Origin of the sequence: Kitasatospora sp. NPDC004799, assembly GCF_040609095.1 — a bacterium.
GTDB lineage: Bacteria > Actinomycetota > Actinomycetes > Streptomycetales > Streptomycetaceae > Kitasatospora.
Genome location: NZ_JBEXJK010000268.1, coordinates 1 through 11,321 on the forward strand (window position 1 = coordinate 1; position 11,321 = coordinate 11,321).

An 11,321-nucleotide genomic window follows, 5' to 3' on the forward strand; every position below is an offset into this window, starting at 1 on the left:
AGGCCGCCGCCCGCCGAGCCGTTCACCTTCGTCTCGGCCAGCTCCTGCTGTGCCTTCGCGAAATCCTGCTGCATCTTCTGCGCCTGCTTCAGCAGATGCCGTGCAGCGCGGCGAAGTCCGCGCCGGGCTCCGGGGCCAGGTCGTCCTCGGCGCCGTCGCCGACCCGGTAGCCGTCCAGCGGGACGGCCAGCCGGTCGGCCGCGCGCCGGGCGCCCGCCTGCCAGGCGCCGCCCTCCGGGCCGGTGAGCAGCACCATCGCCTGCTCGTACAGGTCCAGCGTGGAGAGCCGCACCCCCGCCCGCAGCAGCCACTGGTGCGGGGCCCGGCTGCCCGGCTCGCCCGCCGACTCGAACTGCTCGGGGACCACCGGGCCGGTCCGGTCCGCGCCGACGACCGCACCGACCGGGTACCGGTAGCCGAGCGCCACCGCCAGCACCCCGGCCTGCCGGCCGACGCCCGGCACCACCGCGTAGCCCGGGTGGCTGTGCTCGGCGGAGCGGGCCGAGGCCCGCTCACCCGTCACCCGGGCGACCGGCCGGCGCTCCTGCCCGTACGTCTCCAGCAGCCGCGGACCGGCCCAGCCGCAGAGCACGGCGGCGATCTTCCAGGCCAGGTTGTGGGCGTCCTGGATGCCGGTGTTGGAGCCGAACGCCCCGGTCGGGGACATCTCGTGGGCGGAGTCCCCGGCGAGGAAGACCCGCCCGGCGCCGTACCGGTCGGCCACCCGCTCGGCGGCGTGCCAGGGCGCCCGGCCGGTGATCTCGACGTCCAGCTCCGGCAGGCCGACGGCGGTGCGGATGTGCCGCTCGCAGCGCTCGTCGGTAAAGGCCTCCAGCGGCTCGCCGTGCTCGGGGTGCCAGGGCGCGTGGAAGACCCACTCCTCCTGGTTGTCCACCGGGAGCAGCGCGCCGTCCGCCTCCGGGTTGGTCAAGTAGCAGGCGATGAAGTGGCGGTCGCCGACCACCTCGGCCAGCCGCTTGGCCCGGAAGGTGATGCTGACGTTGTGGAACAGCTCGCCCTTGCCGGACCGGCCGATGCCCAGCCGCTCCCGGACCGGGCTGCGCGGGCCGTCCGCGGCGATCAGGAACTCCGAGCGCACCACCCGTTCCTCGCCGCTCTCCCGGCTGCGCAGCACCGAGGTGACGCCGTCGGCGTCCTGCTCGAAGGAGACCAGCTCGGTGCCGAACCGCAGGTCGCCGCCGAGCCCGCGGGCCGCCCGCAGCAGCACCGGCTCCAGGTCGTTCTGGCTGCACAGGCACCAGGAGCTGGGGCTGAACCGGGCCAGCCGGCCGCCCGGGTCGATCTCCCGGAACAGCCACTCCTGCTCGGCGCCGGTCAGCGAGGGCGCCTGGAGGATGCCGTGGTTGGGGGCCAGGATCGAGGCCGCCTCGCGGATCGCCGGCTCGACCCCGGCCACCCGGTACAGCTCCATGGTGCGGACGTTGTTGCCGCGGCCCCGCGGGTGGTGCGAGGTGTCCGCGTGCTTCTCGACCAGCAGGTGTCCGACCCCGAGCCGGCCGAGGAAGAGTGAGGCCGACAGCCCGACCAGCGAGCCGCCCACGATCAGGACCGGCACCCGGTCGTCAACCTTCGGATTCATCGATTGCTCCGCCCTGTCAGGGGATTCCGCGGCCCGGCGACTGGGCCCGGTGCCGCCCACGACGGGCCCGCTCAGCCGGGGGCCCCGCTCTTCCATCCCCCGCCGGAGGGCGCCCCTGCCGCCCCTTCGCCCGGATGGCCCGCAAATCTCGCGCCGCGCCCGGTGAGCCGCCCACGATCGACCTCAGGCCTGGCGCCGACTCGCCCGGCCGACCCGCCGTCGCACCGCCCTCCCGGGCCGGGGAGCACCCGCCGGGCGCGGCCGACACGGCCCGCAGTGTGCGGCCCAGAGCAGAAAGTGGATCATGACAACTCTGTCCGAACCGCAGCCGAAGCAGCACGACGAGGCCGACACCCGGCTGCGGGTGGTGCTGATGCTGGAGATCCAGGACGGTGCCCAGCAGCGCTTCCTCGACGTGTACGAGCAGCTGCGCCACCAGGTGGCCGCGGTCCCCGGCCACGTCAGCGACCAGCTGTGCCAGTCGATCAACGACCCGCGCCAGTGGCTGATCACCAGCGAGTGGAAGGACCAGGAGACCTTCCTGAAGTGGGTGGACAGCCCGGCCCACCGGGAGATGGTCAAGCCGATGCACGGCTGCGTCAGCGACAACTTCCGCTCGCTGCGCTACGCCGTGCTGCGCGAGACCTCGGCGGCCGGCTCCACCGGCACCCGGGCCCCGATGGAGGTGCCGCCCGGGCTGCCGCGCACCGCGCCCGCCGGGCACGTCGGCCCGCCCAAGGCCGAGCCCGGCCCGGACGGCGTGGTCCGCCACGCGCTGACCTTCACCGTCAAGCCGGGCAGCGAGCCCGAGGTGGCCCGCATCCTCTCCGGCTACGCCTCCCCCCGGGCCGAGGTGGACGAGCGCACCAGGCTGCGCCGCACCTCGCTGTTCATGCTCGGCAACCGGGTGGTCCGCGCCGTCGAGGTGATCGGCAACCTCGGCGACGCGCTGCGCCACGTGGCGATGCAGCCCGAGGTGCGGGCCGTCGAGGAGGCGCTCAACCCGTACTTGGAGGAGGCCCGCCAGTTGGGCGACCCGCAGGCCGCCCGGGCGTTCTTCGCCAAGGCCGCGCTGCCGGCCAGGCACCAGGCGATCGCCGGCTCCCCCGCCTCCGCCCGGCTGCACCGGCACGCCGTGCTCTACCCGGTCCGCCCGGGCCGGGGGCAGGCCGTGGCCGAGCTGCTGGCCGGGCACGACAACCTGGCCACCGCCGACCCGACCGGGCCGGTCGCGGCGGCCACCGTCTTCCACCGCGAGGACGTGGTGGTGCGCCTGGTCGACCTGCGGGTGCCGGCCGAGGCGGACCCGGCGGCCGCCCTCGGCGTGGCCGACGACCAGCAGGCCGTGGTGCTCGCCGGGCTGCTCGACCTCGGCCCGCAGACCGACCTGCGCACCGCCGCCGGGCTCGGCGCGTTCCTCGCCGCCCGCGCCATGAACCCGGTCACCGACCGCAAGTCAGCCGACCCGATCAACAACTGACGCTCCGTCACTTCACGGGAGGATCCTCCATGACCACGCAGTCCCCACGGATCGTCAGCGTCCACGAGGCACCGGAGAACCGCCGCCACGGCGCCGAGCTGCGCACCATGCTCACCCCGACCAGCTGCGGCGCGACCAGCGGCTTCATGGGCCTGGCGATCGTCAAGCCCGGCGAGCGGATCGGCGAGCACTACCACCCGTACTCCGAGGAGTTCGTGTTCGTCGTCTGCGGCGACCTGGAGGTGGACCTGGACGGCGAGCCCCACCCGCTCAAGCCGGACCAGGGCCTGATGATCCCGATCAACATGCGCCACCGCTTCCGCAACGTCGGCGACACCGAGGCCAGGATGGTCTTCCACTGCGGCCCGCTCGCCCCCCGCCCCGACCTCGGCCACGTCAGCACCGAGGGGACCGCGGCGTCCGGGCCGCCGGAACACGCCAAGGTGGGCTCGTGACCCGGCGCGTCGCCGTCACCGGGATCGGTGTGGTCGCGCCCGGCGGGGTCGGCGTCCCGGCCTTCTGGGACCTGCTGACGACCGGCCGCACCGCGACCCGGGGCATCACGCTCTTCGACCCCACCGGGTTCCGCTCCCGGATTGCCGCCGAGGTCGACTTCGACCCGGCGGCCCACGGGCTGGGCCCGGAGGACGTCCAACGGGCCGACCGCTACGTGCAGTTCGCGATGGTCGCGGCCGACGAGGCGATCGCCGACGCCGGCCTGGACCTGGCCGCCGAGGACCCGTGGCGGATCGCCGTCTCGCTCGGCACCGCCGTCGGCGGCACCACCCGGCTGGAGCACGACTACGCCCTGGTGAGCGCGGCCGGCGCCCGCTGGGACGTGGACCACCGGGAGGCCGAGCCGCAGCTGCACCGGGCCTTCGCGCCCAGCACGCTGGCCTCCGCGGTGGCCGAGCGGACCGGCGCGCACGGCCCGGTGCAGACCGTCTCCACCGGCTGCACCTCCGGCCTGGACGCGATCGGCTACGGCTTCCAGGCGGTCGAGGAGGGGCGCGCCGACATCTGCGTCGCCGGCGCCTCCGACTCCCCGATCTCGCCGATCACCGTCGCCTGCTTCGACGCCATCAAGGCCACCAGCGAGCGCAACGACGACCCGCAGCACGCCTCCCGCCCCTTCGACGCCGACCGGGACGGCTTCGTGCTCGGCGAGGGCGGCGCCGTCCTGGTGCTGGAGGAGCTGGAGCACGCCCGCCGCCGCGGCGCCCGGATCTACGGCGAGATCGGCGGCTTCGCCACCTTCGGCAACGCCTACCACATGACCGGCCTCACCAAGGAGGGGCTGGAGATGTCCCGGGCGATCGACCACGCGCTCGCCCACGCCCGGGTGGACCGCACCGAGGTGGACTACGTCAACGCGCACGGCTCGGGCACCAAGCAGAACGACCGGCACGAGACGGCCGCGGTCAAGCGCTCGCTGGGCGCCCACGCCTTCCGGACGCCGATGAGCTCGATCAAGTCGATGGTCGGGCACTCGCTCGGCGCGATCGGCGCCATCGAGGTCGTCGCCTGCACCCTGGCGCTCGCCCACGGCGTGGTGCCGCCGACCGCCAACTACGAGACTCCGGACCCGGAGTGCGACCTCGACTACGTGCCGCGCACCGCGCGCGAGCTGCCGCTGAGCCACATCCTCTCGGTCGGCAGCGGATTCGGCGGATTCCAGTCCGCCGTCGTGCTCAACAGAACGGGGTGAGTTCCATGACGTCACGTCAGCAGGGCCGCCGGGCGGTGGTCACCGGCCTCGGCGTGGTGGCGCCGAACGGGGTCGGGGCCGACGCCTTCTGGAAGGCCACCAGGCAGGGCGTGAGCGTCCTCGACCGGATATCCCGCGAGGGCTGCACCGGGCTGCCGCTCCGGATCGCGGGCCAGGTGAACGGGTTCGATCCGCAGTCGGCGATCGACAACCGCTTCCTGGTGCAGACCGACCGTTTCACGCACTACGCGATGGCCGCCGCCGACCTGGCGGTGGCGGACGCCGGGTTCCGGCCCGACCCGGACCAGCCCTTCTCGGTCGGCGTGGTGACCGCGGCCGGCTCCGGCGGCGGCGAGTTCGGCCAGCGCGAGCTCCAGCAACTCTGGGGCCGGGGGCCGCGGTTCGTCGGTCCGTACCAGTCCATCGCCTGGTTCTACGCGGCCAGCACCGGCCAGATCTCGATCCGCGGCGGCTACCGGGGCCCGTGCGGGGTGGTCGCCAGCGACGAGGCCGGCGGGCTGGACGCCCTCGCGCACGCCGCCCGGGCAATCGAGCGCGGCACCGACGCGGTGGTGGCCGGCGCCGCGGAGGCCCCGCTGGCGCCGTACTCGATGGTCTGCCAGCTCGGCTACCCCGAACTCAGCCTGGCCGAGCGGGCCGAGCGGGCGTACCTGCCGTTCACCGCGGCGGCCTGCGGCTTCTCCCCCGCCGAGGGCGGCGCGATGCTGCTGCTGGAGGACGAGCGGGCGGCCCGCCGGCGCGGCGCCCACGTCCGGGCGCAGCTGGCCGGCCACGGCGCCACCTTCACCGGGGCCTCCCGCTGGGCGGAGTCCCGGGAGGGGCTGGCGGCCGCGATCCGGATCGCACTGGACGAGGCCCGGATCGCGCCCGAGGAGATCGACGTGGTCTTCGCGGACGCCCTCGGGGTCCCGGCCGCCGACCGGGCGGAGGCCCTGGCGCTGGCCGACGCGCTCGGCCCGGCCGCCGAGCGGGTCCCGGTCACCGCGCCCAAGACCGGTACGGGGCGGGCCTATTGCGGCGCCCCGCTGCTCGACGTGGCCGCGGCCGTGCTGGCCATGGAGGACGGCGTGCTGCCGCCCACCCCCAACGTCACCGAGGTCTGCCACGACCTCGCCCTGGTGACCGGCCGCGCCCGCCCGGCCGAGCTGAACACCGCGCTGGTGCTCAGCCGCGGGCTGATGGGCTCCAACTCCGCGCTGGTGGTCCGGCGCGCGCGGCCCTGAACCACCCCGTCACACCTTCGAAGGGACACCCCCGTGAGCAACACCCTCAGCTATCCGGAACTCGCCGAGCTGCTCCAGGCCCGGGCCGGGGTCGCCGTCGACCCGGGCGACCTGGCGCGGCCGGGCGCGGAGTTCGACGCGTTCGGCATCGACTCGCTCGGCCTGCTCGGCGTGGTCGGCGAGCTGGAGAACCGGCACAACCTCAAGGTCACCTCGGGCGCCGAGTCGGCCAAGACCCCCGCCGAGTTCCTGGAGCTGGTCAACTCCTCCCTCGCCGCGAAGGCTGGTGCCTGAGATGCCCGGACACACCGACAACGAGATCGTCATCGCCGCTCCGCTCGACCTGGTCTGGGAGATGACCAACGACCTGGAGAACTGGCCGCAGCTGTTCAGCGAGTACGCCTCGGTGGAGGTGCTGGACCGGCAGGGCGACCTCGTCCGGTTCCGGCTCACCATGCACCCGGACGACAACGGCCAGGTGTGGAGCTGGGTCTCCGAGCGGGAGACCGACCGGGACACGCTCTCGGTGCGCGCCCGCCGGGTCGAGCCCGGCCCGTTCGAGTTCATGGAGATCCGCTGGGAGTACGCGGAGGTGCCGGCCGGCACCAGGATGCGCTGGATCCAGGACTTCGCGATGAAGCCGGCCGCCCCGGTGGACGACGAGGGCATGACCGGCCACATCAACCGCAACTCCAAGATCCAGATGCAGCTGATCCGGGAGAAGGTCGAGAAGCGGGCGGCGGAGCTGTGACCGGCGCGCACCGGGCGCTGATCGTCGCCCGGATGAAGCCCGAGGCCGCGCCGGACATCGCCGAGGTGTTCGCCGAGTCCGACCGGGGCGAACTGCCCCACCTGATCGGCGTCACCGGCCGCAGCCTCTTCCAGTTCGGCGACGTCTACCTGCACCTGATCGAGGCCGACCGCCCGCCGGGCCCGGCCGTCGCCAAGGTCGTCGGGCACCCGGAGTTCCGGACCGTCAGCGACCGCCTGACCGCCTTCGTGCAGGCGTACGACCCGGCGACCTGGCGGGAGCCGAAGGACGCGATGGCGCGGGAGTTCTACCGCTGGGACCGCTGAACCGGCCGCCCGTTGGGCCCGCCTCCGGCCGTGCGCCGGGGGCGGGCCCACGCGCGCCCGCCCGCGCCTGCCCGTCCGCACCTGCCGGTCCGCACCCGCCCGTTCACGCGTGCCCGTCCGCTCGGGGCCGGACCCGCACCGGGCGGATTCACCCGGATCGCCCGGCCGACCGGGTGAACACACCCGGGACACCACCCGAAGGGCGCACGCCGCGTACCGGCGCTGCCACACTCAGGTGGCGGGCGGCCGCACGGTGGATGACGGTGGATCAGGCGCACCCCCCGCGAGTCCCCTTGTCCGGCACCGTGCCGGCAGTCGCGGTCCTGCGCGCCGGAAGGATCATCCTCATGCGTTCTGCACGCACGCTGCTCGCCGGGGCGGCCGTCGCCGCCGTCCTGACCGTCGGTACCCCCATCGCCTTCGCCGACGGTGCCGCCGACCAGGGCAAGAACCTGACCTGGCAGGAGAAGCAGGACAAGTCCGAGAAGACCTCCGACAGCTCCAAGGCCACCGACGACAAGAAGGGCGGTGCCGCCTCCGAGGAGCACAAGGGCACCGACGAGCGCAAGGCCACCGACGAGCACAAGGGCATCGAGGCCAAGGGCACCGAGGCCAAGGACGACGAGCACAAGGCCCCGCACGGCGGGGTGCACACCGGTGGCGGCGGCCTGGCGGTGTCCGGCGGCGGACTCGCCTCCGGCGCGGTGCTGCTGCTCGGCGGCCTCGGCGCCGGCGCGTACGCCCTGCGCCGCGGGCGCCGTGCCTCCGGCGCGGTCGCCTGACGCCGGGCGCCCTGCTTCCGCCGCCTCCGGACGTCCTCCCCGCACGGGCGGGCGCACCGGGGGCGGCGGTCCGTCGCGGAACCGGTTGAGCGGAGGACAGGAATGACGGGCGGTCCCGCCTCTGGAATGCCCCGGCTGCTACGCGCGGGGATGGGTGCGGCAGCGGTCGGGCTGCTGCTGATCTACAACTCGGTGGACACCGGGTCGGACGCCGACGCGGAGGACGGCAGGCCCGCTCCCCCGGCGGCCGCCGCGCCGGCCGTCCCCGGGCCCTCGGGTGCCGACCCCCAGGCCCCGGACGGCGCGGCACGGACGCCGGTGCTCAAGCGCGCCAAGCCCACCCGGCTGCGGATCCCGCAGATCGCCGTGGACGCGCCGTTCACCGAGCTGGCCCTCAACCCGGCCGGCCAGCTCGACGCGCCGCCGCCGGACGAGAAGAACCTGGTCGGCTGGTACCGCGACGGCGTCTCCCCCGGCGAGCGCGGCAGCGCGGTCCTGGCCGGCCACGTGGACACCTCCAAGGGCCCGGCGGTGTTCCTGCTGCTGAGCTTCCTGCTGCCGGGCAACAAGATCGAGGTGAGCCGCGCCGACGGCACGGTCGCGGTGTTCTCGGTGGACTCGGTGGAGACCTTCGCCAAGGACGCCTTCCCCGACGCGAAGGTGTACGGCCGGACCCCCGACGCCCAGCTCCGGCTGATCACCTGCGGCGGCACGTACGACAAGAAGCGGCGGGACTACCTGGACAACGTGGTGGTCTTCGCCCACCTGGAGTCCTCGCACCCGGGCTGACGCGGCGAGCGCCTGACGCGGCAGCGCCCTGACAACGGCGTACGCGACGACCGCCGGCCCCGGAGTTCGGGGGCCGGCGGTCGTCGCGTACGGGTGCGGGTGCGGTGCGGCGGCGGCTCAGCCGCTCACGGTGGCCTCGAAGGCGTGCAGGTAGGGGTTGACCGGGCGGACCGCGGTGACGGTCAGCCCGGCCTCCGCCATCAGTCCGACCATGCTCTCCTCAGAGTGCTTGGCACCGCCGACGTTGAGCATCAGCATCAGGTCCATCGCGGTGGTGAACCGCATCGAGGGGCTGTTGTCGACCAGGTTCTCGACCACCACGACCCGGGCGCCGGAGCCGGCCGCCTTCACCACGTTGGCGAGGGTGCGGCGGGTGCTGTCGTCGTCCCACTCCAGGATGTTCTTGATGATGTAGAGGTCGGCGCGGACCGGGATCTCCACCCGGCAGTCGCCCGGCACCAGGCGGGCACGGTCGGCGAAGGCGCCGCCGTCCTGGAGCCGCGGGTCGGCGCCGGCCACCACCTTGGGCAGGTCGAGCAGGGTGCCGTGCAGGGCCGGGTGCCGCTCCAGCAGGCTGGCCAGCACGTGGCCCTGGCCGCCGCCGATGTCCGCCACCGAGTCGACGCCGGTGAGGTCCAGGTACTCGGCGAAGTCCTCGGCGGACTGCCGGCTGGAGGTGGTCATCGCCTTGTCGAAGACCTTCGCCGAGTCCCCCGCGTCGCTGTGCAGGTAGTCGAAGAACTCCTTGCCGAACAGCTCGGGGAAGACGTTGCGGCCGGAGCGGACCGCCTCGTCCAGCTTCGGCCAGGCCTCCCAGGTCCACGGCTCGGTGCACCAGAGGGAGATGTAGCGCAGCGAGTTGGGCGCGTCCTCGCGCAGCAGCCGGGACATCTCGGTGTGCTCGAAGCGGTCGCCGCCGCTCTCCGCGAAGATCCCGTAGCAGGCCAACGCGCGCAGCAGGCGGCGCAGTTGGCGGGGCTCGGTGTCGAGGGCGGCGGCGAGGTCGGTGACGGAGGTCGGGGTGTCGTCGAGCGCGTCGGCGACACCGAGCCGGGCGGCCGCGCGGACGGCGGCGGCGCAGGCGGCGCCGAAGACGAGCTCCCGCAGGCGCATCGCGGCCTGGGGGCTGGTGTGGGCGGGTGCGGTGGTCATGGCTGGGCTCCTCGGGTCCTTGGGGCTACTGGGGCGACGAGTACCGGAGCTCAGCAGCGACCGGCCGGCTCGGAGCGCTCGCAGGTGTTGCGGGCGAAGGTGTTGTCGGCGCCGGGGTCGCGGTCGGCGAGGTCGGCCGGGCCGTTGCCGCTCAGCCGGTTGCCGGTGATCACGGCACGGGCGTTGGAGACGCCGACCACGCTCCTGAAGAGGACGATCCCGCCGGAGAAGTCCGAGGTGCCCGTGTTGTCGCGGACCTCGTTGTCCGTCACCCGGGTGTCCTCGGTGCCGGTGAGCACGATGCCGGCGCCCTGGATCGCGCCCAGCCGCGGGTTGGCCGCGCAGAACTTGTTGTTGCCGACGACGGTGTTGTGCCGGATGTCGAGGTCCCCGGCGCGGGGCACGCCCTCGTCCCCGACCACGAAGACGCCGGCGCAGTTGCCGCTGAGCGCGTTGTCCTGGACGGCCAGCCCGCGCAGCCGGCGGACGGTGACGCCGACCCGGTTGCCGGTCAGCACGTTGCCCTCGACCACGGTGCCGCCGGTGTCGGGCGAGCCGCCCTCGCGGTAGGCGTAGTTGGCGAGGAAGACGCCGGACTGGCCGTTGTCGGTCGAGTGGTTGCCGCGGATGACGGCCCGGGTGGACATCTCCTGGCTGATGCCTTGCTGGACGTTGTCGTGGACGTACGTGCCGCTGACGGTCAGGCCGGTGGTGCCGCTGGCGTCGATGCCGTTCCTGCGGAAGCCGGTGACGGCGAGGCTGTCGATGGTGACGCCGGACAGCGGCTGCTCCTCGGTGCCGACCACGCAGAGGCCGTGCCCGGCGGTGGCGCAGGCGTTCTCGGTGCCGTCCCCGGGGGTGATCACGCTGTCCGGGCCGGAGCCGCGCAGGGTGAGGCCGGGGGTGGTGATGCGGACGCTGCCCCGGTAGACGCCGGGGAGCAGCTGGACGGTGTCGCCCGGCTTGGCGGCGTCGACGGCCTGCTGGATCGACTGGCCGGGGTGGACGAAGTGGGGTGCGGCGAACGGTGGACCGTCGGCGCGGGCCGCAGGGGCGGCGGCCAGCGCGGCGAGGGCGGTGGTCAGGGCGGTGGCGGCGGCGGTGGCCGCGGCGAGGTGGTGGACCCGTCGCGTGGGCATGAGTGGTGACCTGCGTTTCTGTCGGCGCGCGCGGTGTTCGTGCTGGTGTCGTGCTCGTCCGCACGGTCCGGCGGTGTGGGCTGACGCGCTGTGCGCGGGCGATGACGGCCGGTGGGTGCGGCCGTGTCGACGGTACGGGCGGCCGGGTGGGCCCGCCACCAGGGCTGGGCTGCGGGGCTGACGGGGTGTCGGCCGGGGGTGGGACCGGCCCGGCGTGGCGCGGGTGCGGGGTGGTGGGCGATCGGGCGGGCGGGCGGTCGAGCGGTCGACGATCAGGAACATCCGCTTCTCCGCGCAGAGCGCCTGGGCGGCCGAGACGACCGTGACGGCGTCGTCGATGCTGCCGTAGC

The 11,321-nt window shown here is 74.3% G+C and carries 11 protein-coding genes and 2 pseudogenes; 9 read left to right on the forward strand and 4 right to left on the reverse strand.

Features of this window, described 5'->3' with window-relative positions:
- Positions 1–74: pseudogene (locus ABZW03_RS27885) on the reverse strand (YbaB/EbfC family nucleoid-associated protein); the annotation flags it as partial.
- A gap of 167 nt (positions 75–241) precedes the next feature.
- Positions 242–1,600 (reverse strand): annotated as a pseudogene (locus tag ABZW03_RS27890) (FAD-dependent monooxygenase); the annotation flags it as partial.
- Between the two features lie 304 nt (positions 1,601–1,904).
- Between ABZW03_RS27890 and ABZW03_RS27895 the strand changes: the two are divergent.
- The 9 genes from ABZW03_RS27895 (at position 1,905) to ABZW03_RS27935 (ending at position 8,680) form a co-directional block, all read left to right on the forward strand.
- Positions 1,905–3,080 (forward strand): SchA/CurD-like domain-containing protein, encoded by a 1,176-nt coding sequence (locus ABZW03_RS27895; RefSeq protein ID WP_355263884.1) that lies wholly within the window; start codon positions 1,905–1,907, stop codon positions 3,078–3,080.
- Positions 3,081–3,109: 29 nt separating this feature from the next.
- Positions 3,110–3,535, forward strand: a complete 426-nt coding sequence (locus tag ABZW03_RS27900) for a cupin domain-containing protein (RefSeq protein WP_355263887.1) — start codon at positions 3,110–3,112, stop codon at positions 3,533–3,535.
- Positions 3,532–4,788 (forward strand): beta-ketoacyl-[acyl-carrier-protein] synthase family protein, encoded by a 1,257-nt coding sequence (locus ABZW03_RS27905; RefSeq protein ID WP_355263890.1) that lies wholly within the window; start codon positions 3,532–3,534, stop codon positions 4,786–4,788. The genes ABZW03_RS27900 and ABZW03_RS27905 overlap by 4 nt, the downstream gene beginning before the upstream one ends.
- 5 nt (positions 4,789–4,793) lie before the next feature.
- The gene (locus ABZW03_RS27910) at positions 4,794–6,032 is read left to right on the forward strand and encodes a beta-ketoacyl synthase N-terminal-like domain-containing protein (RefSeq protein WP_355263893.1); all 1,239 of its coding nucleotides are present in this window, start codon (positions 4,794–4,796) and stop codon (positions 6,030–6,032) included.
- Positions 6,033–6,065: 33 nt separating this feature from the next.
- Entirely contained in the window at positions 6,066–6,326 is a 261-nt protein-coding gene (locus tag ABZW03_RS27915; protein WP_355263896.1) for an acyl carrier protein, read from the forward strand.
- A gap of 1 nt (position 6,327) precedes the next feature.
- On the forward strand, positions 6,328–6,783 hold the full coding sequence (locus tag ABZW03_RS27920) for an SRPBCC family protein (RefSeq protein WP_355263899.1): 456 nt from the start codon (positions 6,328–6,330) through the stop codon (positions 6,781–6,783).
- Positions 6,780–7,109 carry a TcmI family type II polyketide cyclase gene (locus ABZW03_RS27925; protein ID WP_355263902.1) on the forward strand — a complete coding sequence of 110 codons (330 nt, stop codon included), beginning with the start codon at positions 6,780–6,782 and terminating at the stop codon, positions 7,107–7,109. The genes ABZW03_RS27920 and ABZW03_RS27925 overlap by 4 nt, the downstream gene beginning before the upstream one ends.
- Positions 7,110–7,456: 347 nt before the next feature.
- Positions 7,457–7,891: a hypothetical protein gene (locus tag ABZW03_RS27930; RefSeq protein ID WP_355263905.1), complete on the forward strand. Its 435-nt coding sequence runs from the start codon at positions 7,457–7,459 to the stop codon at positions 7,889–7,891.
- Between the two features lie 150 nt (positions 7,892–8,041).
- Positions 8,042–8,680: a class F sortase gene (locus ABZW03_RS27935; protein WP_355263908.1), complete on the forward strand. Its 639-nt coding sequence runs from the start codon at positions 8,042–8,044 to the stop codon at positions 8,678–8,680.
- 117 nt (positions 8,681–8,797) lie between these two features.
- On the opposite strand, the gene ABZW03_RS27940 is transcribed toward ABZW03_RS27935, so the two are convergent.
- A complete protein-coding gene (locus ABZW03_RS27940; protein ID WP_355263911.1) occupies positions 8,798–9,832 on the reverse strand; it encodes a methyltransferase in 1,035 nt (344 codons plus the stop codon).
- A 50-nt stretch (positions 9,833–9,882) separates the two neighbouring features.
- On the reverse strand, positions 9,883–10,971 hold the full coding sequence (locus ABZW03_RS27945) for a right-handed parallel beta-helix repeat-containing protein (protein ID WP_355263914.1): 1,089 nt from the start codon (positions 10,969–10,971) through the stop codon (positions 9,883–9,885).
- Positions 10,972–11,321 lie beyond the last annotated feature (350 nt).